Source organism: Mucilaginibacter sp. UYCu711 (assembly GCF_050433825.1).
Lineage (GTDB): Bacteria > Bacteroidota > Bacteroidia > Sphingobacteriales > Sphingobacteriaceae > Mucilaginibacter.
This window is the reverse complement of record NZ_JBNPWM010000011.1, coordinates 1-26,018: the sequence shown is the minus strand read 5'-3', so window position 1 is coordinate 26,018 and position 26,018 is coordinate 1. Positions and strand designations below refer to the sequence as shown.

The 26,018-nt window shown below is 43.4% G+C and carries 21 protein-coding genes; 4 read left to right on the top strand and 17 right to left on the bottom strand.

The window, feature by feature from the left end:
- Positions 1–73 precede the first annotated feature (73 nt).
- The 5 genes from ABIB50_RS21420 to ABIB50_RS21400 form a co-directional block, all read right to left on the bottom strand.
- Complete coding sequence (locus ABIB50_RS21420) at positions 74–547, bottom strand: universal stress protein (protein ID WP_429383138.1); 474 nt, start codon at positions 545–547, stop codon at positions 74–76.
- A 51-nt stretch (positions 548–598) separates the two neighbouring features.
- Positions 599–1,501 (bottom strand): alpha/beta hydrolase, encoded by a 903-nt coding sequence (locus tag ABIB50_RS21415; RefSeq protein WP_429383136.1) that lies wholly within the window; start codon positions 1,499–1,501, stop codon positions 599–601.
- Positions 1,502–1,534: 33 nt separating this feature from the next.
- A complete protein-coding gene (locus ABIB50_RS21410) occupies positions 1,535–2,440 on the bottom strand; it encodes an alpha/beta hydrolase (RefSeq protein WP_429383134.1) in 906 nt (301 codons plus the stop codon).
- A gap of 98 nt (positions 2,441–2,538) precedes the next feature.
- Positions 2,539–3,631 (bottom strand): peptide chain release factor 2 gene (prfB, locus tag ABIB50_RS21405; RefSeq protein ID WP_429383132.1). Its coding sequence is split into 2 segments (ribosomal slippage): positions 2,539–3,570 and positions 3,572–3,631, totalling 1,092 coding nucleotides; the frame shifts between segments, so codons are not numbered across the junction.
- 159 nt (positions 3,632–3,790) lie between these two features.
- Positions 3,791–4,225, bottom strand: a complete 435-nt coding sequence (locus ABIB50_RS21400) for a hypothetical protein (RefSeq protein ID WP_429383130.1) — start codon at positions 4,223–4,225, stop codon at positions 3,791–3,793.
- Positions 4,226–4,479: 254 nt separating this feature from the next.
- Here ABIB50_RS21400 and pgi point away from each other — a divergent pair, with 254 nt between their 5' ends.
- Positions 4,480–6,126 carry a glucose-6-phosphate isomerase gene (gene pgi, locus ABIB50_RS21395; RefSeq protein WP_429383128.1) on the top strand — a complete coding sequence of 549 codons (1,647 nt, stop codon included), beginning with the start codon at positions 4,480–4,482 and terminating at the stop codon, positions 6,124–6,126.
- A gap of 99 nt (positions 6,127–6,225) precedes the next feature.
- On the opposite strand, the gene ABIB50_RS21390 is transcribed toward pgi, so the two are convergent.
- The 5 genes from ABIB50_RS21390 to ABIB50_RS21370 form a co-directional block, all read right to left on the bottom strand.
- On the bottom strand, positions 6,226–6,621 hold the full coding sequence (locus ABIB50_RS21390; RefSeq protein WP_429383126.1) for a DUF805 domain-containing protein: 396 nt from the start codon (positions 6,619–6,621) through the stop codon (positions 6,226–6,228).
- A gap of 126 nt (positions 6,622–6,747) precedes the next feature.
- On the bottom strand, positions 6,748–7,833 hold the full coding sequence (locus tag ABIB50_RS21385) for a glutaminyl-peptide cyclotransferase (RefSeq protein ID WP_429383125.1): 1,086 nt from the start codon (positions 7,831–7,833) through the stop codon (positions 6,748–6,750).
- Positions 7,830–8,204 (bottom strand): YraN family protein, encoded by a 375-nt coding sequence (locus ABIB50_RS21380; RefSeq protein ID WP_429383123.1) that lies wholly within the window; start codon positions 8,202–8,204, stop codon positions 7,830–7,832. The genes ABIB50_RS21385 and ABIB50_RS21380 overlap by 4 nt, the downstream gene beginning before the upstream one ends.
- On the bottom strand, positions 8,204–10,132 hold the full coding sequence (gene dnaG / locus ABIB50_RS21375) for a DNA primase (protein ID WP_429383121.1): 1,929 nt from the start codon (positions 10,130–10,132) through the stop codon (positions 8,204–8,206). The genes ABIB50_RS21380 and dnaG overlap by 1 nt, the downstream gene beginning before the upstream one ends.
- A gap of 281 nt (positions 10,133–10,413) precedes the next feature.
- The gene (locus tag ABIB50_RS21370; protein WP_429383119.1) at positions 10,414–11,277 is read right to left on the bottom strand and encodes a DMT family transporter; all 864 of its coding nucleotides are present in this window, start codon (positions 11,275–11,277) and stop codon (positions 10,414–10,416) included.
- A 148-nt stretch (positions 11,278–11,425) separates the two neighbouring features.
- On the opposite strand from ABIB50_RS21370, the gene asnS reads away from it, so the two are divergent.
- The gene (gene asnS / locus ABIB50_RS21365) at positions 11,426–12,862 is read left to right on the top strand and encodes an asparagine--tRNA ligase (protein WP_429383117.1); all 1,437 of its coding nucleotides are present in this window, start codon (positions 11,426–11,428) and stop codon (positions 12,860–12,862) included.
- An 81-nt stretch (positions 12,863–12,943) separates the two neighbouring features.
- Here the strand turns inward: asnS and ABIB50_RS21360 are convergent, their stop codons facing one another.
- A complete protein-coding gene (locus tag ABIB50_RS21360) occupies positions 12,944–13,210 on the bottom strand; it encodes a hypothetical protein (RefSeq protein ID WP_429383115.1) in 267 nt (88 codons plus the stop codon).
- A gap of 156 nt (positions 13,211–13,366) precedes the next feature.
- On the opposite strand from ABIB50_RS21360, the gene ABIB50_RS21355 reads away from it, so the two are divergent.
- Entirely contained in the window at positions 13,367–16,627 is a 3,261-nt protein-coding gene (locus tag ABIB50_RS21355) for a S41 family peptidase (protein ID WP_429383113.1), read from the top strand.
- 82 nt (positions 16,628–16,709) lie between these two features.
- On the opposite strand, the gene ABIB50_RS21350 is transcribed toward ABIB50_RS21355, so the two are convergent.
- From ABIB50_RS21350 to ABIB50_RS21325, 6 genes are all read right to left on the bottom strand, one after another.
- The gene (locus ABIB50_RS21350; protein ID WP_429383111.1) at positions 16,710–17,627 is read right to left on the bottom strand and encodes a hypothetical protein; all 918 of its coding nucleotides are present in this window, start codon (positions 17,625–17,627) and stop codon (positions 16,710–16,712) included.
- Positions 17,628–17,674: 47 nt separating this feature from the next.
- On the bottom strand, positions 17,675–18,859 hold the full coding sequence (locus ABIB50_RS21345) for a M20 metallopeptidase family protein (RefSeq protein WP_429383109.1): 1,185 nt from the start codon (positions 18,857–18,859) through the stop codon (positions 17,675–17,677).
- Complete coding sequence (locus ABIB50_RS21340; RefSeq protein ID WP_429383107.1) at positions 18,852–19,316, bottom strand: SPOR domain-containing protein; 465 nt, start codon at positions 19,314–19,316, stop codon at positions 18,852–18,854. The genes ABIB50_RS21345 and ABIB50_RS21340 overlap by 8 nt, the downstream gene beginning before the upstream one ends.
- A 104-nt stretch (positions 19,317–19,420) precedes the next feature.
- A complete protein-coding gene (gene secA, locus ABIB50_RS21335; protein WP_429383105.1) occupies positions 19,421–22,735 on the bottom strand; it encodes a preprotein translocase subunit SecA in 3,315 nt (1,104 codons plus the stop codon).
- Between the two features lie 131 nt (positions 22,736–22,866).
- Positions 22,867–23,685: a hypothetical protein gene (locus tag ABIB50_RS21330; protein ID WP_429383103.1), complete on the bottom strand. Its 819-nt coding sequence runs from the start codon at positions 23,683–23,685 to the stop codon at positions 22,867–22,869.
- 6 nt (positions 23,686–23,691) lie between these two features.
- The gene (locus tag ABIB50_RS21325; RefSeq protein WP_429383101.1) at positions 23,692–24,498 is read right to left on the bottom strand and encodes a hypothetical protein; all 807 of its coding nucleotides are present in this window, start codon (positions 24,496–24,498) and stop codon (positions 23,692–23,694) included.
- A gap of 80 nt (positions 24,499–24,578) precedes the next feature.
- Here ABIB50_RS21325 and purD point away from each other — a divergent pair, with 80 nt between their 5' ends.
- Positions 24,579–25,853: a phosphoribosylamine--glycine ligase gene (purD, locus tag ABIB50_RS21320; RefSeq protein WP_429383099.1), complete on the top strand. Its 1,275-nt coding sequence runs from the start codon at positions 24,579–24,581 to the stop codon at positions 25,851–25,853.
- Positions 25,854–26,018: the final 165 nt, after the last annotated feature.

The following is a 26,018-nucleotide window of genomic DNA, read 5'->3' as shown; positions in this document are numbered from 1 at the left end:
TTTGAAAGACCGTAAGTCCGAAGACTTTTAGCCTTTCCAATTATTTTTATTTCTTTCTGAATTGCCGACTTCACTAACTTCCGGACTCAGGAAACGGCACTACTAACACCGGCACTTCCGATTGACGCACTACGTGCTCGGCAACGCTGCCCATAAGCAGGCGATCAATACCAGTACGGCTATGTGTACCTATTACTATCATATCGGCACCAAACTCTTTGCTGCAACTAATAATCCCGTCGGCAGTATCACCAAATTCGCTAAAGTGGGTAACCTCCAGTCCCTCGCCAAATTGCTTTATGGTACTTTCTATAATAGCTTTTGAAGCGTTGTTTTGAATATTAATAATGTCCACATCAACAACCGAAAAATCTGATGTCCCCATCAATGGGTCGCCGCTATTATTATAGGGCATCATAACCGGCTCAACAATATGTACCAGCCCAACCTTAGCTTTAAATTTATGGGCGATGTCAAAGCCGTATTTGGCTGCGTACTCGGCAAATTTACTATTGTCTATCCCTATGAGTATCTTCTTGATCAGCATTATTATAAAGGTTGGTATATTATATAAACAAACTAATAGTAATATGTTTTGCTAAAACCCATTTGCGGCCAGCCAGCTTTTAGCCCAGTTGAACCACTCTTCTTTACTTTGTTTGTTATGGATACCAAACCCGTGTCCACCGGCCTGGTAAATGTGCATTTCGCCTTTTACTTTGGCTTTTACCATAGCACTATAAAACATTAGTGCGTTTTCAATAGGCACGGTGCGGTCATCCTCGGCCATAACAATTAGTGTGGGCGGGGTATCAGCAGTTACTTGTTTTTCGTTGCTATACAGGTCAACCAGTTCCTGCGATGGGTTTTTACCTATCAATGCATCTTTTGATCCCTGGTGTGTTTTATCGCCGAAGGTAATGACCGGGTACATCAGGATCCCAAAGTCCGGACGAAGGCTAACATTACTTTTATTATCTATAACAGCTTTATTAAAATGGGTTATGGCAGTTGATGCCAAATGCCCACCTGCAGAGAAGCCTATGATACCAACTTTAGCAGGGTTTATTCCCAACTCGGCCGCACGGGTACGTACCATTTGTATAGCTGCTTGCGCGTCCTGCAGCGGGCCGATGGTTTTATCAACCATTATCTGGTCGCTTGGTAAGCGATATTTTAAAACAAAAGCGCTTACACCTGCCTGGCTAAACGCCTTGGCTATGCTATAGCCCTCATTATCCATTGACAGGCCACCATAACCACCACCCGGGCAAATAATTATGGCAGTGCCGGTAGCAATGCTTTTATCAGCCGGAAAAGGTATTAGCGTTGGTATACTTACAACACGCGCCCAACCATTGGCATCGTTCTCTACATAAGTAGCCGGTGTAGGTTTTGAATTGGGCACACCATCAGGATATAAGGGTATTTGCTTAACATCCTGTGCCTGTGCTGTTGATAGTGCAGTAAGCGCAATAACGGCGAAGATCAGTTTTCTCATCGTTTATATTTTTGGAGATCTATTGTAGTTAAATTAAAATCCATTTGTTTTTAACCAGCTTGCGCACCAGGTAAACCAAAGCTCGGGGCTTTTTGGATTGATTAATCCAAATCCATGCCCACCGGCCTGGAACAGGTGCATTTCTGTTTTCACCTTGGCTTTTAGCAACGCCTCATACATCATGACGGAGTTTTGTACCGGTACGCCCCCATCGTCAGTCGCCTGCATTATAAAGGTTGGCGGTGTATCTGCAGTAACCTGCTTTTCATTGCTGTAAAGGTCTATCTGCTCTTGTGTTGGTGTTTTACCAATTAAATTAACTCTTGAGCCTTTATGTGCCTCATCACCAAAGGTTATTACCGGGTAGGCCAGCACGGCAAAATCAGGGCGAACGCTGATGCCTTTGTTATCAATAACAGGTTTATTAAAATGTGTTTCGGCGGTTGAAGCCAGGTGCCCTCCTGCCGAAAAACCAAGTATGCCAATTTTTGCAGGATCAATGCCCCAGCCCGCAGCATTTTTACGAACGATCATAATAGCTGTCTGCGCATCCTGCAACGGGCCTATAGCTTTATCAACCATAATCTCATCACTTGGCAAGCGATATTTAAGTACAAAGGCAATGATCCCAATTTTGTTAAACTCCTTAGCTACAGCATATCCTTCGTGCCCACTTGCTAAAATAGAATAGCCACCACCCGGGCAAATAATTACAGCAGTGCCGTTTGCTTTACCTTTTTCCGGATAAAATGGTGTTATGGTAGGGATACTAACCTTTGATATATGGGTATCTGCACTGGTTGCCTCGACATAGGTAGCAGGCGTAGGTTTTGAATTAATAACACCATCGGGATATAACGGAATTACGGGCGCGGTTCCCTGAGCATAAGACATTGTTACCATAGCCATTAACAGCAAAGTTGCGTAAAGAGGTTTCATAATAAAAGGTTTATACAAGTATAATCCTTTTCAAAGAAAAAGACTTACAAAGCTTTAAAAACTTCGTAAGTCTTTAGTTACGTTATGGTTGCGTTATTTTACCCTTTAGGCCCGCCAAATTCCATCAGGTAGGCTTTCAGGAAATCGTTCAGATCACCATCCAATACCGCCGCAGCGTTTGATGTTTCATGATCTGTACGTAAGTCCTTAACCAGCTTGTAAGGGTGCAATACGTAGTTGCGGATCTGCGAACCCCACTCTATCTTCTTCTTATTGCCTTCAATTTTATTGCTCGCTTCCTGGCGCTTACGCATCTCAATTTCATATAATTGTGATTTTAGCAAGCGGATAGCGTTATCCTTATTTTGTAACTGTGAACGCGACTCCTGGTTCTTGATAATAATGCCCGAGGGCTTGTGATATAAACGCACCGCGGTTTCAACCTTGTTTACGTTTTGGCCACCTGCGCCACCAGAGCGAAAAGTCTCAAACTCTATATCTGCCGGGTTAACTTCTATCTCGATGGTATCATCAACCAACGGGTAAACATATACCGATGCAAACGAAGTATGGCGCTTAGCATTCGAATCGAACGGCGAAATGCGTACCAAACGATGTACGCCATTCTCACCTTTTAAATAGCCGTAAGCAAACTCGCCTTCCAGCTGCAGGGTAACGGTTTTAACCCCGGCCGACTCGCCTTCCTGGAAATCCTGCTCGGTTACTTTATAGCCATTTTTTTCGCCCCACATAATGTACATACGCATCAGCATGCCGGCCCAGTCGCAGCTTTCGGTGCCGCCGGCGCCTGCAGTTATTTGCAGCACAGCGTTAAACTGGTCCTCTTCGGCACTGAGCATGTTTTTAAACTCCAGCTCTTCAACTGCTTTTATGGCGATATCATATTGCTCCTGCATTTCGGGTTCGGTAGCGTCGCCACTTTTAAAAAAGTCAAACATAACGCCGGTATCATCAATTATCGATGCTACTTTCTGGTACTCGTCTGTCCAAACTTTTTTTGTTTTGATGGATGCTAAAACCTTCTCGGCGTCTTTAGGATGATCCCAAAAATGCGGGCCAACAGTTATGTCCTGTTCTATTTTTAATGCATCAAGCTTCTTGTCGATGTCAAAGATGCCTCCTCAGGGAAATTAATCTATCCCTTAAATCCTGGATCTGTTCTTTAGTCATAGGGCAAATATAATAAGCCCCCTCTAAATCTCCCCCGGTAGGGGAGACTTTATTTTTTAATCTACGTTTAAGTCCTCCCTACCGGGGAGGATTTAGGAGGGGCTAATAAAAAAGCCTGTCCGCATAAGCAAACAGGCCCTTCACAGATAAATGATATTTCTAAGCTACAGCCAACTGGCTTAGCAAATTGTTCATGTTATTGTTACCGCTTAGCATAGCCAGCAACTTGCCTAAACCAAAATCGGTGTCCTGGTCGTTTTTTGATTGCTGAATAATTTCCTGCATAACCGGCGGGATCAGCTCTTTAGCTATTTGCATAGCTGCAGCTGGCTCGATACCGTAAAAATTATTTAGTTTGTTAGCAAACTTATTTACGGTGCTGTTAATTAACGGATTATTATAAATACCCGGAAACTGGAAATATTTTACCATATCTTTTAGCTTACCACTTTCCATCTGGCCTTTTAATACCTCTATAATGGAGCTCGACGCTTCATTCATTACAGCTTCATGGTATTTTGCAGGAATCATTGGGTTTTGAACAACAGCCATCCCGGCGTTATTTTTAACAAGCATAAAAAGTTTTTCAAACATGGCAAAGCATTTTTAAAGTCCGATTAACAAAATTGCGATACATAGATATTTTATTTATCAACACCACAAATATATTAAATATAAATTTTAAATATGATACTATATTTTGCAATTCATTAAAAATATTACAATTTAATGAATTGCAAACAAACCTGTTTATAATTGTGTTGCACTAACACTGGGGTCAGTTAGTTTAAAATTTAATATGTACCTAAATATTAAATTCTATTTTTGTTTACAAAACACAACCAATTATGCTGCCAAATATTGATTTTACCACAACGCAATCTTATAAATATTTAGCCGATCATTATATCGATGTAGTATCAGAAAGCCTTAAAGGATTATTTGATTCTGATAATGAGCGATTTGCTAAATTCTCGGTTCAGTTTGAAGAAATTTTACTGGATTACTCTAAAAACCGCATCACCGACCAAACTATAGCCTTATTACTACAGTTGGCTAAAGAATGTAGGCTAAATGATGCAATAAACGCCATGTTTAGCGGCGAAGTAATTAATGTTACCGAGGGTCGCCCGGTGCTGCATATCGCTTTGCGTAACCAAAGCAATACGCCAATTTTGGTTGACGGTAAAGATGTAATGCCTGATGTAAACAGGGTATTGCAACATATGAAAGAATTTAGCGAGGCTATCATCTCCGGATCATGGAAAGGCTATACCGGCAAGGCTATTACCGATGTTGTAAACATTGGTATAGGCGGGTCTGACCTGGGGCCGGTGATGGTAACCGAGGCGCTTAAATCGTACAAAAATCATTTAAACCTGCACTTTGTATCAAACGTTGACGGCACACATATTGCCGAAACTTTGAAAGGTTTAAACGCCGAAACTACTTTGTTCCTGATCGCTTCAAAAACATTTACCACGCAGGAAACTATGGCTAATGGCCACAGTGCGCGCGACTGGTTCATTAATAGCGGTGGTAAGGACGGGGATGTTGCCAAACATTTCGCGGCGCTATCAACCAATGCTGACGGTGTTGGGAAATTTGGTATCGACACTAAAAATATGTTCGAGTTTTGGGATTGGGTTGGCGGCCGTTACTCGTTGTGGAGCGCTATTGGCCTGTCCATAGCTTTAAGTATCGGTTATGAAAACTTTGTCGAGCTTTTGGCTGGTGCCCATGCCATGGATAATCACTTTAAAACTGCAGCGCCAGAGGAAAACCTGCCCACTATATTAGCTTTAGTAGGTATTTGGTATAATAACTTTTTTGAGGCCGAAACCAACGCTATTTTACCATATGACCAATATATGCACCGCTTTGCGGCCTATTTTCAACAAGGGGATATGGAAAGCAATGGCAAACATGTAGACCGTAACGGTAAACATGTCGAATATCAAACCGGCCCAATTATCTGGGGCGAACCGGGCACAAACGGGCAACATGCTTTTTACCAATTGATACACCAGGGGACTAAATTGATCCCTTGTGATTTTATTGCTCCGGCACAATCGCATAACCCGCTGGGCGAGCATCATAATATGCTGCTATCAAACTTCTTTGCACAAACCGAAGCTTTAATGAACGGTAAAGGCCGGGATGAAGTTGTTGCTGAGTTAAAAGCAGCAGGAAAATCACCAGAAGAAATTGAGAAGCTGGCACCATTTAAAGAGTTTGAAGGCAACCGCCCTACCAACTCTATCCTGGTTAAGAAAATTACGCCACGCAGCTTAGGTTCGTTAATAGCCATGTACGAGCATAAAATATTTGTGCAAGGCATTATCTGGAACATTTACAGCTTTGACCAATGGGGCGTTGAACTGGGCAAGCAATTAGCCGGCAAAATATTACCCGAACTAAAAGACAACAGCGAGATTAACAGCCATGATTCATCAACCAATGGGTTGATCAATCAGTATAAGGCCTGGAGGTAGTACCTTCCGCCCTCTGAAGGGGGTACTTTGAAAAGCATATAACAAGGCCGCTTTGAATTTTCCAAGGCGGCTTTGTAATTTGGTAGCGGTTAAATAAGTTTATTGCGCTTCGTTTTTCCCTTCTGCACTTTCAAACCCGCTAGGTTTTGCATCTAAGTTATCGCCGGGTACATTGTACGAATCATATTCATATACGCGCCCTTTAGGGTCTTCGCCGTACTGATTTGGCCCAGTGTTACCATCCTGAAATAGCAACCAAAAACAATAAAATGGGATAATTTGCCACCAGCCGTTGTTACCCAGGTCGTGGCATCTCTTAGCGCCTTGTGCCCATATGAACCATGATAAAGGAATTAAAGCTAACCAGTAAATATTAACGGTTTCGTAAGGTGATGAAAATCGTATGATACAATACAGTACCATATAAATAATAAAACTGATTCCGTATTCAGTTCTTCTGATGCGGCCGTCGAATGAAAAAGGGTTATTGAACATATTGGTAAGTTAGGTTTATCTAAGCTAAGTAATAGATCTCACAATTCAACAAAATAGCCGCTTATAAAAATCCAAAGCGGCTATTTTTATTTAACTTCTGTTCCCCGTTAGGGGTTAGGCAGCGAACTATTTCCTCATTAACTCAATCTGGTATACCCAAGGCCATTTTTTACCGGTTACAAAAAGGCGTTTGCCTTTAGCATCCCAGGCTATCCCGTTTAGTACATTTTGTTCATTATCAAAACCTTTAGGGCGTTGTGCTATTGGCCAAATATCTTCTAAATTAACACTTTGCAATACGGCGCCTGTTTTAGGGTCAATAACAATTATGTTATCGTAAGTATAAATATTCGAGTATATTTTTCCGTCGATGTATTCCAATTCGTTTATCTGTTCAACCGGTCCATGGTTATCATAAACATCAATAAAGCCGGTTTGGTGATAATCATTCTTGTCTAATAACCAAATGCGGTTAGTGCTGTCATCAAGGTAGATTTTATTGCCATCGTAAGTAACACCCCAACCTTCAATACCTACATTGTTGTTAAACTGACTAAGCTGCTTAAACGTGTTTTTATCAAATACAAAGCCCACTTTATCTTTGTAGGTAAACATTACTATTTTATCTCCTACAATAGCGCTGCCTTCGCCGAAGTACTTATCGGCCAGTTTTTGGCGTTGTATTACTTTACCTGTTTCCAGTTCTACTTTCCTTAACTCAGAGTGGCCGGGTTCGCCTGTACTTTCATACAAATATCCATCCTGATACAATAATCCCTCGGTATAGGCAGAGATATCATGCGGGAATTTTTTAATCACCCTGTAAGTCAACTTTTCAGGCTCTTTTGATGCTTTTAAATATATATTTGTTGATACATCCTGGCTTTTGCCACTCTGGTAAATTTTAGCAGACACCAATTTGGTGCCTAATTTTAAGGTATCCGTCAGGATATTTATGTATGCTGAATCTTTTACAGAAGCAATCCTTACCGAATCCAACGAATACACAACCGAATCCACCTTTAACGATGGCGGATATTTTGCCATTATCTTAACTGTATCGCCACCGCTATAACTATATGCACCCGGCGAAAAAAGGGTGATATCAACGTTATTAACCTGGTCGTTTGTTTGGGTTTTATCCTTACAGCCGGTACAGCTATAAGTGAAAAGCGCCGCAGCAGCAATAAATAGTAATGATTTGTTCTTCATAATGTATCAGCAGATGGCCAAAAGGCATCCTCTATATGGTTTAACTTGTAATTTATTTTATCGTTAAATAATATGGCTATAATATCAAACCGCACTTCGCCCTGGTGATCCTTTAAGTAAATGTATTCGTCGGCAGCATAGGCTAACAGCTTTTGCTTACGGATATCTACAAAGTCCTCAGGCTCACCAAAACCGTTACCGGTGCGGGTTTTTACCTCGGCAAATATAATAACCTTGTCTTTATATGCAATAAGGTCTATCTCGGCTTTTCCGTGGGTCCAGTTTACATCTAATATCTCATAGCCCGCGGCTTCTAAATGAGCCTTTGCCAGGCTTTCGCCGTGGCGGCCAAGATCATTGTGAGTTGCCATTATTTTAATATCACCGACCCCAAATAATCAGATATGGTTTTTTCCACCTTCTTCATCCGCATGTATTGGTTAAGCAGTATATCCTGGTCCTCGTCGGTTACCGCGTTTTGCAGTTCCTTACGCAGGTTATCCAGCATTTTGCCAACCTTATGCATTTTCAGGTGGAATATCGCCCCCAAAATAGTTGCCTTCATATTAGCCTGCTCGTCGCTGGTCAATATCTTATGCATTTCGTACCAATTTTCACTTAACGTGTATTTGGTAGTAATTAGTGTAACCACCAAATCAACAATTTCTTTATCGGGATAGTGTATAAAGTGCTGCTCCTCGGGTAATACACCATTCTCAACCTCTTTGCTGTAAAGCTCTATAAACGTTTTGACTACCGGGTATTCAAACTCTATATCATTCAACTCGGCAACCATAAACGGACCGATATAGGTGTTGGCAATACCGTCCCAATCAATCATTTTATTACCGTATAACAGCAGCAAGCGCACGATCTCTTTTTCCTGCGAGAAGGTTTCCTTTGGCTCCTCGGTTACTACCGGGTAATCATCACCAGGATATTCGTCCACCGGCGTTGTCATGCGGCCATTAGGTTGCTGGCCATCTTTTTTAGCTTTGGCCTGCCGCATTTTATTGAGCTCAGACAACAGCGCGCGCTCATCTATCTGCAATATATTACTGCACTCTTTAATAAATACAGATGCTTTTATAGAATCGGGGATCTTAGCTATGCTCTCAACAATATCCCGTATTACTTCTGATTTCTTGATGGGATCATTACCGGCTTCTTTTAGCAGCAGGTTGGTTTTAAAAAGGATGAAGTCCTTCTTGTTATCCTCGATATGTTTTTTGAACCCAGCCGTGCCTACTAACCGCACATATGAATCCGGATCATGCCCGTCCGGGAACAGCACAACTTTTACGTTAAGCCCTTCCTCCAGGATCAGATCTAACCCACGCACTGCGGCTTTAATACCAGCCGCGTCGCCGTCATATAAAATGGTGATGTTTTTGGTGAGGCGGCCTATCAGCCTGATCTGCTCGACAGTTAACGACGTACCAGACGATGCCACCACACTCTCTATCCCCGCCTGGTGTACCGATATTACGTCGGCATAGCCCTCAACCAGGTAACAGTTATCTTCTTCCCTTATCGACTTCTTGGCGAAGTACAACCCGTATAGTACGTTTGATTTATGGTAGATCTCAGACTCGGGCGAGTTAACATATTTGGGTACGTTCTTGTCGCTTTTCAGCGTCCGCCCGCCAAAGGCGATGATACGGCCGGTAAAGCTATGGATCGGGAACATCACACGCCCTCTATAACGGTCGTACAGCGATCCGTTATCCCGCTTAACTGACAGACCGCTTTCGGTAAGAAACTCTTCCAGGTAGCCTTGTTTAAGCGCCTCGCCGGTAAATGCTTCCCACTGGTCGGGCGAGTAGCCCAGCTCAAACTTCTTTATCGTATCAGCAGTAAATCCACGTTCTTTAAAATAGCTTAAGCCTATGGCCTTGCCCTCGTCAGTATCCAACAGGCTTTCGTGGAAGAACTTCGCAGCATAGCCGGATACGATCATCAGGCTTTCGCGGCGGTTCTCTTCTTCTTTGTTCTCGGCGGTCTCTACGGTTTCTTCAACCTCGATGCTGTATTTCTTGGCGAGCCATTTCAGCGCTTCGGGGTAGGTAAACTTCTCCAGCTCCATCAGGAAAGTAACAGCGCTACCGCCCTTGCCCGACGAGAAATCTTTAAAGATGCCCTTGGCCGGCGACACCGTGAACGACGGTGTACGCTCATTAACAAACGGCGACAGGCCCACATAGTTGGCGCCACGCTTTTTTAACTGCACAAACTCGCCTATCACCTCCACAATATCTGTGGCTTCCATTATTCGGTCGATAGTTGATTTTAGTATCATGCGTTAAAATGCAAATGTAGGGCAATTATCCATTGCCGTAAATAAGAACCGTTAATTTACTAATATTTATTTGTGTAGCTGTGTTGTTTCATGAAACACATGAAACAAATGAAACAGGTGAAACAAGATTTAGACTTAAATAATTGAATATGAACTAATTGCAAAAAACGAGTGAAACAAAATGAAACAAGATTTTGGGCTAACTACTTATATTTAAGGCGATTGCAAAAAAGGCGTAAAACCACTTTTAAGTCAATATACTGCCAAAATCCTTTTAATTGTTAAACTTGAGTTAGCGTTTGCTTCGGTTTTAAAAACGTAATAGCTATCCCCATCAATACAATTACACTGCCTATTATCTCTTTAGCATCCAGGCTCTCATTTAGCAATACTACCGCCAATAACCCGGTAGTAACTGTTTGGCTAAGCAGGGCGATGGAAACTTTGGTTGATTCCAGCCGGCTAATGGCGTAATTTATAGTTATCCACCCGGCCAGCTGGCATATTATCCCCATACCTGCCAAACTACCCCAGGTTTTTAAGTTATAGTGCACCAGTTCATCACCCAAAACAACACTTACCATCAACAGAAACACAAGCGAACCCAGCATGCTGTAAAACATAAACGGCAGGGTGCTTATCCTCTTTAAAACATCTTTGGTAATTAATATATAAGTAGCATATAGTACGCTGGCGGCAACTGCCAGCACAATGCCCAGGTTAAACTTTAATTGCAGCACATTGGCTATGCCTACCAATATAACCATACCGGCAATGGCTATAACTGTCCCCAGCCAAAATAGCCAGCCCGATTTCTTTTTAAACAACAGGTAGCTTAACAGGCCCACCCAAACCGGCGCAAGGTTAGCCAGCAGGGTTGATACGGTGGCGCTTATCATTTTAATAGATACGTTCCAAACGGCTACGTCAGTGGCAAAAACTAAACCGCTAACCAGGGCCAGGATAATATCCCTGCGCTCCATTTTAAGGTTACGTTTATATAGGCAATAAGGTAGTAAAAATATCCAGGCAAATACAATACGGTAAAACGCGCAAACTACAGGCGATGCATCGGCCACTTTCACAAATATTGGCGAGAAGGAAATGAATAGGATACCTAACGCAAGGCTTAGTTTGGGATTCATGATGATGCAAACTTAGTTATTTATCAGTTCATGCTTAACATGTCAGCTAACTGTCCTGTGTCATGCCGAAATAAATTCAGCATGACGGTTTCCTCAGTTAAATCAAATAATCGTAATTTAGCCGCTCTTAAAATATTATCATACCACAATGAGCCAGCGTATAAAGATCAAAGCATTATTAGAAAGCACAACAACCGATATTGATGTAACTGTTAAGGGGTGGGTTCGCGCCTTCCGCCAAAACCGTTTCATTGCTTTAAATGATGGTTCGACCAATAATAACGTACAGATTGTTGTTGATTTTGAAAATACTGATCCTGCCCTGTTAAAGCGCATTACTGTAGGCGCTGCTGTTAGCGTGTTTGGTAAACTCATCGCCTCACAAGGCAAGGGCCAAACCGTCGAGGTTATTGCGCATACAGTAGTGATACTTGGCGACAGCGATCCTGAGAAATACCCTATCCAGCCAAAAAAACATAGCCTGGAGTTTTTACGCGAGAACGCTCACCTGCGTTTCCGTACCAGTACTTTTGGGGCGATATTCCGGGTGCGCAACACGCTATCATTTGCGGTGCACCAGTTTTTCCAGGATAAAGGCTTTGTTTACCTGCATACCCCCATCATCACCGCCAGTGATGCCGAAGGCGCGGGCGAGACTTTCCACGTTACCAACTTCGACCTGGCAAATACCCCACGTACCGATACCGGCGAGGTTGACTACAAACAAGATTTTTTTGGCCGTGCCACTAACTTAACCGTATCCGGCCAGTTGGAAGGCGAACTGGGTGCGATGGCCTTGAGCGATATTTATACCTTCGGACCAACTTTCCGTGCTGAAAACTCAAACACTACCCGCCACCTGGCCGAGTTTTGGATGATTGAGCCGGAAATGGCTTTTGCCGATATCGTAGATAACATGGACACCGCCGAGGCGCTGTTAAAATATGTTATCGCTTATGCTTTGGATAAGAACAAAGATGATATCGAGTTTTTAACCCAACGTTTATTAGAAGAGGAAAAACAAAAACCGCAGAACGAGCGCTCTGAAATGACGTTGACCGAAAAGCTGCAGTTTTGTTTAGGTAATGATTTTGAGCGCTTAACTTATACCGAAGCGATAGAGATCCTAAAAGAATCGACCCCGAATAAAAAGAAGAAGTTTCAATACCCGGTTGAGGGCTGGGGCACCGACCTTCAATCAGAACATGAGCGTTATTTGGTGGAGAAGCATTTTAAAAAACCGGTTATCCTAACCAACTATCCAAAGGAGATCAAATCATTTTACATGCGCCAAAACGACGACGGTAAAACCGTTGCCGCAATGGACATCCTGTTCCCGGGTATTGGTGAAATAGTTGGCGGCAGCCAGCGTGAGGAACGCCTGGACAAACTGGAAACCCGTATGGACGAAATGGGTATACCAAAAGACGAGCTTTGGTGGTATTTGGATACCCGCCGCTTCGGCTCGTGCCCGCATGCCGGCTTTGGTTTAGGGTTTGAGCGTTTGGTATTGTTTGTTACCGGCATGGGTAATATCAGGGATGTTATTCCTTTCCCAAGGTTCCCTAAAAATGCGGAATTTTAGACCGCTGATTTTAATGATTATTTGATTTCGCTGATACATGTTTATCTATATCTTCATTCATTTAAATAACATTCACGTATACTAAGCTACAACTTTTTTGATGTAACGCCCATCGCTATTGTTGTTTTTGGAAGAAACCGTCATACGGGCAGCTTCGGGCGAAAGCAGGTAAAACAAGGAGGGCTGTGCGGCGGCAAAGGCATTGGTAATTTTGCCTGAAGCGGTGGCCTTGCGCGACAAGATGGGGCAAAAGGACCGGGCCTTAGGTTTTACCGGCTTTGCAGCGCATAAGGCCTGTGCGGCAGAGAAGCCTCCCGGATGACTTGATTTTTTTGTTACTTTTTTCATCAAGGAAAAAAGTAATGGGGCTCCGCGCCCAAGAGCGGGGCAAGCCATGTGCGTAAGGGCCCAAATGCGGAAACTAAGCAATGAACCCAGCGGTGATTTTAGCATATTGCCAATTATACCAACTTTCCCTATCTTACAGCCTGAAATTAACTTATCATGAAAAGATTCTCCCTGATTATTTTATTGATCGGCGTAACTATGTGCCGGTCGTTTGCACAAAGCCATGTTTTATGGATGCAGCAACCTGCTATCTCCCCCGATGGCAACTGGATAGCTTTTGAATACAAAGGCAATATTTTTAAGGTATCGGCCAGCGGCGGTTCGGCCGTACCATTAACCATCAATAGCTCATACAACGGTTACCCTATCTGGAGCCATGATGGCAAAACCATTGCGTTCGCGTCAGATCGTTACGGCAACTTTGATGTTTACACCATGCCATCGGACGGTGGCCCGGCAAAAAGGCTCACCTTTGATTCGGCAAGGGATATCCCTTATGAGTTTTCGGCAGATGATAAAACTTTGTATTTCGGCAGCCGCAGGCATGATGTCAGCACTTCGGTACGTTTCCCAAGCGACGGTACTTATGCCAAACTATACAAGGTGCCTGCTGCCGGTGGCCGCAGCCTGATGGTAAACTCGGCCGGTACCGAGTTTGTACACTTTAACAAAGCCGGCGATAAATTTATTTACCAGGACGCCAAAGGATATGAGAATTCTTACCGCAAGCACCACACATCAAGCGTAACCCGCGACATCTGGATCTACAATACCAAAACAGGTGCTTACACCAAAGTATCAACTTATAACGGCGAGGACCGTGAGCCTGTTTGGGGTACCGCAGGCGCGTTTTATTACCTGAGCGAACGCAATGGCAATCAAAATCTATACAAATCATCAGAAGCTAATGTCAACAGCGTAACGCAGCTCACCAAATTTGATAAAAATCCGGTGCGTAACCTGTCGCGTGCGGATAACGGCACTTTTGCCTTTACGCAAAATGGCGATATCTATACCTTAAAAGAGGGCCAGTCGCCGCAAAAAGTAAACATTGCGGTTAACGCCGATTTTAACAGCGATCAAACACAAAATATCAATATCAGGGGTGGCGCGTCTGATATGGCGGTATCGCCTGATGGCAAGGAGATAGCCTTTGTATATCGCGGCGAAATATTTGCATCATCGGTTGAGGGTGGCATTGTAAAGCGTTTGACCAACACACCTTACCAGGAGCGCATGATCGAGTTTTCGGCAGATGGCAGGAGCATCCTGTACTCGGTAGAGAATGAGCAATCATGGGACATTTACAAAGTAAGCATCGCCAGCAAAAGCGAACCTTCTTTTTACGCGGCTACCACAATAAATACCGAACCGGTTATAGCTACCGACAAAGACGAGTTTCAGCCGATGCCATCGCCGAACGGCAAAAAAATAGCTTATTTGGAAGAGCGTAATGTTTTAAAGGTTTATGATATCGCCAGCAAAACCTCAATAACGATCTTGCCTGCAGGTGTCAATTTTTCGTACGCAGATGGCGATCAAAACTTTAAATGGTCGGCCGATAGTAAATATATCCTGGCGCAATCAACCGAAGGTAATGCCTTAGGCAGCAGTGAAATTGTACTGATAAAAGCTGATGGCACAAAGGGCCGTGCAAACCTAACCCAAAGCGGTTTTAACGACTACAACCCGCAGTTTGGCATGGGCGATAAAATGATGTACTGGACAAGTGACAAGCAAGGCATGAAAAACCTGAGCCGTGGTGCCCAGGGCGACATCTACGCCAAGTTTTTTGACCAGGATGCCTGGGATAAATTTAACCTGAGCAAAGAGGACCTGACCGTAAAAACCGAGATAGACAAGCGCGACTCGGTAGATATTAAAAGAGCCATGGCTAAGGCAGACAGCATAGCCAAAGCCGAAAAGAAGAAAGTAACCCCGCCGGCTATCCCGGAGTTTATACCTAACCTGGAGAATTTGGATGACCGCACCATACGGTTAACACTTACTTCATCGCGCATAGGCGACTCTAAACTATCAAAAGACGGCGAGAAGTTATATTACCTGGCTGCTTTTGATAAGGGTTATAATTTATGGGTGCTATCAACCCGTACTAAGGAAACCAGGATACTGGCTGAAATTAACACGGGCGGCGGCGGTTTAACCATGAGTAAGGATGGTAAATCATTGTTTATGATGTCGGGCAGCGGCGCTATGAAGATAGATGTGGATAACGGTAAAGTTACGCAGATCCCTATCAGCGCTACGTTTACCTTAAATGCAGCTAAAGAGCGGGAGTACATTTTTGAGCATATTGTAAAACAGGTACCTAAAAAATTATATGACCCTAATTTACAAGGTGTCGACTGGACCTATTACAAAAAAAATTACGCTCAATTTTTACCTTATATAAGTAATAACTATGATTTCCAGGTATTGCTGAGCGAGCTATTGGGCGAGTTGAATGTGTCTCATACGGGTGGTATTTATTCGGCCAGTTTCCCTGACGGCGACAGAACTGCTGCCTTAGGATTACTGTTTGATGCTGCCAGCGGCGCCGATGGTTTATTTGTGCTCGATATTATAACCGGTGGCCCGTTTGATATTGCAAAAAGTAAAATGAGAAAAGGCTATGTTATTGATAAGATTGACGGCACGGCAATTACTGCTGAGGACGACTGGGCTAAACTATTAAATAACAAAGCAAGTAAATACACTTTGATCACTTTCCATGACCCCGCCACTAAAACGGTTTATAACGAAACCATTAAGCCGATAGCCGCAGGTGCAGAAAATGGTATGTTGTATGATCGTTGGATTAAAAAGATGGAGCATTTAACTGATAGCCTGTCAAACGGCCAGGTAGGTTATGTGCATATCCAGGGGATGGATGAGGCCAGCTACCGCACAACATTTGACAAAGTATTAGGTAAAAACCTCACTAAAAAAGCATTAATAGTTGACACCCGCTTTAATGGCGGCGGCTGGCTGCATGATGATCTGGTTACTTTTTTGGGTGGTAAGCGTTATTTCTCTTTCCGCCCGCAGGGCGCGGTTACTACCGGTGGCGAACCGGGTAACAAATGGTCTAAACCAAGCTGCGTGTTAATGAACGAAGGCAATTATTCTGACGCGTTTATGTTCCCGTATGCTTATAAAGAGTTGGGATTAGGCAAGCTGATAGGTATGCCGGTAGCCGGTACAGGTACCGCTGTTTGGTGGGAAAACCTGATAGACAACTCGCTAACTTTCGGCATCCCGATGGTGGGCAGCTGGGGCACTAATGAAACACATGCTACAGAAAACCACGAGCTTGAACCGGATATAAAAGTACTTAACGACTACACAAAAGTACTAACCGGCGAAGACCAGCAACTGGAAGCAGCCGTTAAAGAAATGCTGAAAGAAATAAAATAATTATTACACTATACATTCCATACGAGAAAGCCCCGCAATTGCGGGGCTTTCTCGTAAAAAGGGAGTGTCAAAGAGCTTTGCTTTACTTATGATAGTCCCTATGAAATATAAGGAAGCTTGACCGCTCCTCTTTATGGAAAGGTATATCCCAGTTGCCCTGGTAGCTCATTTTTGCAGGTAGCAGTTCGCCGTTATAAGGTATCAGTTCAATATTCATCTTCACATTAAAATCGAAGAATAAATTATCGTATCTCATATCTACATAGCGGCCCAGGATCTTAAAATCCCGCATATCAAAAATGGTCGTAAGCTCATTGATCATTACGTCGCCATCGGCCGTGCTGGGCTTCTTAATCACTTTAAAACGATAAACAGGTATGCTGTCGAGATATTTACCCCGGGCAAATTCATAGTTATAAAACTGCCGCATATCACGGCTAAATATCTCGGTCTTGCTGCTCAGGAACGGGAGCCCCGACACCCTGCGCCCCGGTGTGAACATCAGTGCTTTTGCCTTGGCTTTGTATGATCCATTCTTGCCGCCCTCACTTAACGCGTCGTCCGTAGAGAACTCAGATTTATAGGCGTTGTCAAAGATGTAGTCAAACAGTTCAACCGTATACAGCTCGTATTTGCCATTCTTTTTATAGACGTTGCCTTTATCCTGCTTTAGTAAATATTCGGTTTTAGGCTTACCGTTTACTACGGTATGCCTGATCCGGCGATGGATCTCGCCATCAATTTTATTCTTCTTATCGTAAGTGTAAATGTTATTTTCGGCGGTAAAACCGTAGCGTTTCATGTTGCGGAAAGCTTTGTAAAAGCCCGTATCGGCTAATATGGCATCAATAAAATCCTGCGCGTTTAACCGATGCGAACGGATATTAACCGGCGAATCGATTACCACGGTAAGGATAGTATCGGGATTAAAGCGGTGCTGCTGGGCTTTTAAGCTAAAAGCAGAAAACAAAAGGCCAAAAGCCACTAAGATGTTCTTCATTATTATTTGATCTATGGTCTATGGACAATCGACCACGGACCAACTAATTAATTGCCCAATTGTTTAACAGCCAGATAAGCCATTAAACCAATGCTTTGCTCTAAAGCGGTTTCTTCTATATCAAATGTTGGTGTATGTACTGCTGATACAATATTGCGGCTTTCGTTACGGGTACCCATGCGGTAAAAACAAGAATCGGCCACTTGCGAGTAGTAGGCAAAATCTTCCGCAGCCATCCAGATATCCAGATCAAGCACGTTTTCTGCGCCTAAATAATCCACAGCATGCGCGCGAGTAGCTTCGGTTAGTTTTGGCTCATTGATCAGGAACGGATAACCTTTCATAATATTAAACTCACAGCTGCCGCCCATGCTTTCGGCGATGCCCTCGGCCATTTTTTTCATTTTGATATGGGCCTCGGCGCGCCATTCTTCATTTAATGCACGGAAGGTTCCCTCCAGCTTAACCTCATTAGGGATAACATTGGTTGCACCGTTAGCTATCACCTTACCAAACGACAATACAGTTGGGTTGGTAGGTGCCGCCACCCGGCTTACAATCTGCTGTAAAGCAATTAAGATATGCGCGGTAATAATTACCGGATCGATATTGTTATGAGGTTGTGCACCATGGCCGCCTTTGCCGCGTACCGTAACATATAATTCGTCTGTAGATGCCATATACTGGCCCGAGCGGAAACCAAATTTACCGGCATCAATAAAAGGCATAACGTGCTGGCCCAATACGGCCGCAGGTTTTGGGTTTTCTAATACGCCTTCTTTTATCATCAGGCTGGCACCACCTGGTAAACGCTCTTCGGCAGGCTGAAATATCAGCTTAACGGTTCCGCCAAACTCTTCTTTAAGCTCGGTTAATATTTTTGCGGTGCCTAATAATGATGAGGTATGTACATCGTGTCCGCAAGCGTGCATTACACCTACGTTTTGTGATTTATAAGTCACATCGTTAGCCTCTGTTATCGGCAATGCGTCCATGTCGGCACGCAGGGCAACAACTTTATCGGACGGCTTAGCGCCTTTTATCAAGGCCACTAAACCATTATCAGCCATGCGCTCCCAGCCGATACCCAATTCATCCAGTTTTTTGGCCACGAAAGCCGATGTCTCTACTTCTTCAAATGAAAGCTCGGGATGGCTGTGGATATGGCGGCGGTTAGCTACCACTTCATCAAAAATACCTTTAGAAAGTTTTTGTATCTGCTGTTTAATCATTTCCTGTACCTGGTTTTGGGGGATTAATCCTCCCCCCTATAATAAAAAGGCTGGTAAACTTACCCCTTAGTTCCTGCATTAATCTTTCGGCTTCCAGGCGTGACCTGAAATCGCCTGCCCTAACCTTGTAATTTGGCTCGGTATAACCAATATAAGTACGCATGCCCGGGTACTCATTCATAAACCTGCTCTGCACATCATAAGCTTCCTTACGGCTCGACCCATTGTAGATCTGTACCCTGTAGCCATACCCTGTAGTGGCTGCAGCAACTGTGATTGTCCCGGTAGCTTTTAAACTTGCACGATGCGCGGCCAAAGTATCTATCCTTGCATCTTTTATAACTTCAACCGTACCGCGGGTTTGCGCCTGCGCTGTTGCCGGTATAAAAATAGTTATAAAAAAAACGCACCCGGCTATATTGCTAAAAATTGCTTTATACACGGATGCGTTTTTCATGTTCTTATCTTAAAATGATCAGCCCCCTTTTAATCTCCCCCTGTAGGAGAGATTTTTGAATTGCCTTTTAAAGTCCTCCCTTCCGGGGAGGGTTTGGGTGGGGCTTACGCCTGGCCTATGCCATGGCAGCTTTTGTATTTTTTACCGCTACCGCAAGGGCAAGGGTCGTTTCTGCCTATTTTTTGTTCTACGCGTACAGGCATTTGTTTTTGCTGTTCGCGGGTATCACCAAAATCAGGTAAGCCGCTGCCGCCGTCGCCAACCAGTTCGGGTTTTGAGGTGCGCATTTTCTTCATATCTGTTTTTGGCTGAGGGCGGGCTTCCTGTACTTCATCGGGTGCCTGCTGCGCAGCAATACCACCTCTGAACAAGAAACTCACTATCTCCTTATTAACCGAAGCCAGCATTGAGCGGAACAGGTTAAACGCCTCAAACTTATAAACCAATAAAGGGTCCTTTTGTTCGTACACCGCGTTTTGTACCGACTGTTTTAACTCGTCCATTTCGCGCAAGTGCTCTTTCCAGGCATCATCAATCAATGCAAGGGTTACGTTTTTCTCAAACGATTTAACCACCTCTACCCCATTGTTCTCCACAGATTTTTTAAGCGGAACAGCAACCTGGATAGCATGCACACCATCAGTAAACGGCACTACAATATTTTCAATAATATTGCCACGGGTGTTGTACACGTCTTTTAAGACAGGGGCAGCCTGGGCCGCGATGCCTTCAGATTTACGTTTGTAAAACTCGGTAACCTCGGCAAAGGTGCGGTCGGTTAACGCGTTAAGGTTTATTCCCGCAAATTCGTCCTGGCTTATCTCCAGATCAACAGAGAACAAACGGATAACTTCTAAGCGGAACCCTTCGTAATTGTTCTGCTCTTTATATTCGGTTGCTACATCTTCAACCACATCAAAAATGGTGTTGTTCAAATCAACGTCTAAACGTTCGCCAAACAGCGCGTTTTTACGTTTGGTATAAACAACGGTACGTTGCGAGTTCATTACGTCATCATACTCCAGCAAACGTTTACGTGTACCAAAGTTGTTCTCTTCTACTTTTTTCTGCGCACGCTCTATCGAGTTTGAGATCATTGAGTGCTGAATAACTTCGCCCTCTTCGATACCCATACGTACCATCAGATTAGAGATCCGTTCTGACCCGAATAAACGCATCAAATTGTCCTCTAACGATACAAAGAACTGCGAGGTACCCGGATCGCCCTGGCGGCCTGCACGGCCACGCAATTGCCTGTCTACACGGCGCGATTCATGGCGCTCTGTACCCACAATGGCTAAACCACCGGCTTCTTTAACACCTTCACCTAATTTTATATCCGTACCACGGCCAGCCATGTTGGTAGCAATGGTTACCGTGCCTGCCTGGCCAGCTTCAGCCACTACATCGGCTTCCTTCTGGTGCATTTTGGCATTCAATACGTTGTGTTTAATACCACGCAGTTTCAGCATCCGGCTTAATAGCTCAGAGATCTCAACCGAAGTTGTACCTACCAGTACCGGGCGGCCCAACTGTGTTAGTTTTACGATCTCATCGGCAACGGCGTTATACTTTTCGCGAACTGTACGATAAACCAAATCCTCCATATCCTTACGGCTGGCAGGTGTGTTGGTTGGTATCTCTACCACGTCCAGTTTATAAATTTCCCAGAACTCGCCTGCTTCAGTAACGGCAGTACCCGTCATACCGCAAAGTTTGTGGTACATACGGAAGTAGTTTTGCAGGGTGATGGTCGCGAAAGTTTGTGAAGCATCTTCAACCTTCACATTCTCTTTAGCCTCGATAGCCTGGTGCAATCCGTCAGAATAACGACGACCATCAAGTACACGGCCGGTTTGCTCATCAACAATTTTAACCTTGCCTTCATCAAGGATATACTCGGTATCTTTTTCAAATAAAGTATAAGCTTTCAGTAATTGGTTAACCGAATGGATGCGCTCTGACTTAATAGAGAAATCGCGCATGAGCTCATCTTTTTTGGCGATTTTTTCTTCGGCCGGCAGATCAGATTTTTCGATGTTGGCAATCTCGGTACCTACATCAGGCATCACGAAGAAATGAGGGTCTTCGCCTGATACTGTGATCAGCTCGATACCTTTCTCAGCCAGTTCAACCGAATTTTGTTTCTCGTCGATAGTGAAGAACAGCTCCGCATCAACTTTATGCATTTCCTTGTTTTGGTCCTGCATGTAATGGTTTTCTGATTTTAACAGGGTTTGCCTGTTGCCGCCTTCACTTAAATATTTTATCAGCGCTTTGCTCTTTGGCAAACCGCGGTAAGCACGCATCAAAGCTAAACCGCCTTCTTCAGGTCCGGTTTTGCCTTCGGCGATAGCTTTTTTAGCTTCGTTTAACACGGTGTTGATATAAGCTTTCTGTGCATTAACCAAACGTTCGATACGTGGTTTCAAGTCATAAAACTCATGTTCATCACCACGGGGTATCGGGCCTGATATGATCAAAGGTGTACGGGCATCATCAATTAAAACCGAATCGACCTCATCCACCATGGCATAATGCAATTTGCGTTGTACCAATTCTTCGGGGCTACGTGTCATATTGTCACGCAGGTAGTCAAAACCAAATTCGTTATTGGTACCAAAAGTAATATCGGCTAAATAAGCTGCGCGGCGCTCTTCGCCATTTGGCTCGTGCTTATCTATACAATCAACAGATAAACCATGGAACTCATACAAAGGGCCCATCCACTCAGAGTCACGACGTGCCAGGTAATCATTTACGGTTACAATATGTACACCTTGCCCTGCAAGCGCGTTCAAGTATGCAGGCAGCGTGGCTACCAGGGTTTTACCTTCACCTGTTGCCATCTCAGAGATCTTACCCTGGTGCAAAACGATACCGCCTATCAGCTGTACATCGTAGTGTACCATGTTCCAGGTGACTTCGTTACCTGCAGCAAGCCAGGTGCTGCTGTGGGTAGCTTTATCGCCTTTTATTAATACGTTAGATTTTTTTGCAGCAAGGTTGCGGTCAAACTCGGTAGCAGTCACCTCAATGCCTTGGTTATTAGTAAACCGGCGGGCAGTTTCTTTTACTACGGCGAAAGCTTCGGGCAGGATCTCTAACAAGATAACTTCCAGTTCTTTATCCCTATCTTTTTGCAATTTATCTAATTGGGTATATAGCTCAACCTTTTCGTGCATATCCATATCCGGATTGCCTTCGGTCTCGGCTTTTATCGACGCAATTTCTTCGTCAATTTTGGCTAATCCTTGTGCTATAGTTTCCTTAAAGGTTAAGGTCCTGGCTCTTAGCTCGTCGTTAGTTAATTGGTCAAGCTTGGCAAATTCTGCCTTTACTTTTTCAACCAAAGGCAATATCGCCTTAACGTCCCGTTCTGATTTGCTTCCGAAAAGCTTACTTATAAAATTTAACATATTTAGTTATATATAACGGCATCAACTCAATAATTAAGCCATTGTAATTTCAAGGTCATTATGACAGTAAAGGTACGTTTTTGGGGTGAAAGGTTAAAGGGGAAAAGGTTAAAGGTTGGATAAGTATCGAACTATTTGGAGTAGTAAATCCGGCGCTCGGTTATCCGTTCCAACTTGTCTTCATAATAATTATTTTTTATAAGCCAATTATGCTTATTATCCAGTTTGGGATAACTATAGGTGCGAATATACGTATTCAGAGGCGTGGTAATGTGATTGTACGTGCCATGGTAGAACGTTAGTTCCTCTTTGATTATATTATCATTATTATCATAAGTAAAAAATGTTTTAGCAGGCATTCCCCCAATATTCCCATCAGCGGCATCCAACTCAACAAGATATCCTTTAGCATTATAGTGATAGCTATGTCTGCCTGTTATCTGCGAGGTTCCAAAATAAAAACTACTGTCCTTGAGCATTTTTCCTGATTGATCAAGATCAATAAAATCTGTAAAATCGGTTAAAAAATCGGGCTTAATTTTACTGGTTCGAATATAATCAACTTTAACCGATCGATAATCTGGGGCATAAGTATAAGTTGTCATTGAGAAAGCGCTAAGCGTATCAACATTTTTGTCTTTTTCATCAACTCGTTTTTTCTGTATGTAACCCTTATTATCATAACTATAAACAGTTATCAACGTAAAGTAGCTATCCATCGAATGTTCTGTGCATTTTACTATCTGGCCTTTAACGTTAAATATATAAACCAACCGATCAAAAAAGCGCCTGCCCGTTGTATCATTATCGTTAAATTGATACCTGGTTTCAATAACGCTATCTATTTTGCCTTTAGTTTTGGAATCCTTATATGAATCACCAATAAATTGCCCAAATACCGTTGGCGATAAAGCTGATAACACAAGAATTACTAAAAATTGGCGCTTCATTACTCGTTATTTAAAATAAGTTATTTGCCGCTCGGTCACCCCGTGCAATCTACCCCTTATATACCTGTCAGACTCTAACCAATTTTTATATATATCGTATTTGGGATAAGTAAAGTTTAATGTATTAATAGGAGCTATGGGATGCCCCGGGATAGAATCGACGCTTAATGACATATCACCGTAGTGATTATATTCTAAACGCCTGATAGATCTTTTTTCATTATTAATAGTATAGTACACCTCTTCTACCCGCAAGCCTTTGGTATTATATTTATAAGTTGTTTTGACAAAAACAGATGTATCGTTAAGAACGTCATACTCATTGTAATGATATATTTCCAGCACCTTGCCTGAAGGGCTTACCTTGTATTCGTTGATTAACCGTGACGAATCACTACTCAAATTATACCGCCTGGCCACAAACAGTTTCTTTATAGATGAGTAGCTGTAAACAACTTTGTCCATAGCTTTTCCGACCGTATCATAATGGGTTTCTTCCGTCAAGTTTCCTTTTGTATCATATTTGAAAATACTGATCCATTTGTTCTTTATATCAGCATCCCGAAATGTGCTTGCGTAAGAGATTTTAATTACCTGGCCTTTTTTGTTTAACCAGTATATCCTCTGATAATCTAACCGCTTGCTAACCGTATCACCATGATGAATCGTAGCATAACCGGTTGTGGTGAACGACTGCACCTTTCCGTGGATATTGTTCCAAATATCTTTCTGGATATTAAACTGCCCGTAAGAAGTAAATTGGGCAAGTGATAATATGACTATCAGAAACGGTTTTAGCAATTTACTGATCATGGATTACGACTTAGGTTTTAATTGGTAATGTGAATTTATAAATATTACAACCTATCTGCAAATAATTATCTTTGCCCACTATGAATATCCTGATCCTCGGTTCAGGCGGAAGGGAAAGTGCCTTCGCCTGGAAATTAGCGCAAAGCCCAAAATGTAACCAGCTTTTTATTGCCCCCGGTAATGCCGGCACGGGCCAGTATGGCACCAATGTAAACGTTGGGGTTAACGATTTTGAAGGCATTAAACAATGCGTTTTAAGCAACGGCATTAACCTGGTATTGGTTGGCCCCGAGGAACCGTTGGTTAGAGGCGTGCATGATTTCTTTTTGAATGATGAGCAGTTGAAAGGTGTACCGGTTATCGGTCCACAGGCCGAAGGTGCGCAGCTGGAAGGCAGCAAGGATTTCTCCAAACAATTCATGGTCCGCCACAACATCCCGGCGGCGGCATCAGAAACTTTTACTGCCGATACTTTGCAGGAAGGCCTGGCTTATCTGCCAACAATTGGCTTGCCAATTGTTTTAAAAGCTGATGGCCTGGCGGCAGGTAAAGGTGTATTGATATGCGCCACGCTTGAAGAAGCACAACAGGAGCTAAAAGAAATGCTTACCGAAGCTAAATTCGGGGCGGCCAGCGCCAAAGTTGTTATCGAGCAGTTTTTACAGGGTATTGAGCTATCGGTATTTGTATTGACCGATGGCGACAACTATAAAATATTACCATCGGCCAAAGATTATAAACGAATTGGCGAGGGTGATACCGGCCTAAATACCGGTGGTATGGGCTCTGTTTCGCCGGTACCATTTGCCGATGCCGAGTTTATTAAGAAGGTAGAGGCCAGAATCATTATCCCAACTGTTGAGGGATTAAAAAGCGAAGGTATTCCTTACAAGGGCTTTATCTTCATCGGCTTAATGAATGTTGGCGGCGACCCATACATGATAGAATACAATTGCCGCATGGGCGACCCGGAAACGGAAAGCGTACTACCCCGCATAGAAGCCGACCTGGTTGACCTGCTATTAGGTGTTGCCAACGGAAACTTAAATGAGGTTGACTTTGCCGTATCCAATAAAGTTGCCGCAACGGTAGTATGCGTTGCAGGCGGCTACCCCGGCGAATATTTAAAGAACAGAGTTATCACCGGTATGGAGAACGTCCGTGGATCGCATGTGTTCCAGGCGGGCACCACACAAATCGGCGAGGATGTTTTAGCAACCGGCGGCCGGGTATTGGCTATTACATCATTACAGGATAATATGTTTGACGCCCTGCAACAAGCTACCGCCGATGCCAGCCGGATATATTATGACGGCTGCTATTTTAGGAAAGATATTGGGTTTGATTTAATATAAACACCCCTCCCAACCCTCCCCGAGGGGGAGGGCTTTGAAAAGCATATTTAATAGAAAAGGCTTACCAAACTGAAGTGCCCCCGAAAAGTTAGACGAATTTAAATTAATTATTAATATGATGAGCTCGGTATTTTAACGGGCTCATTCCTTTTAGATTTAGTTTGA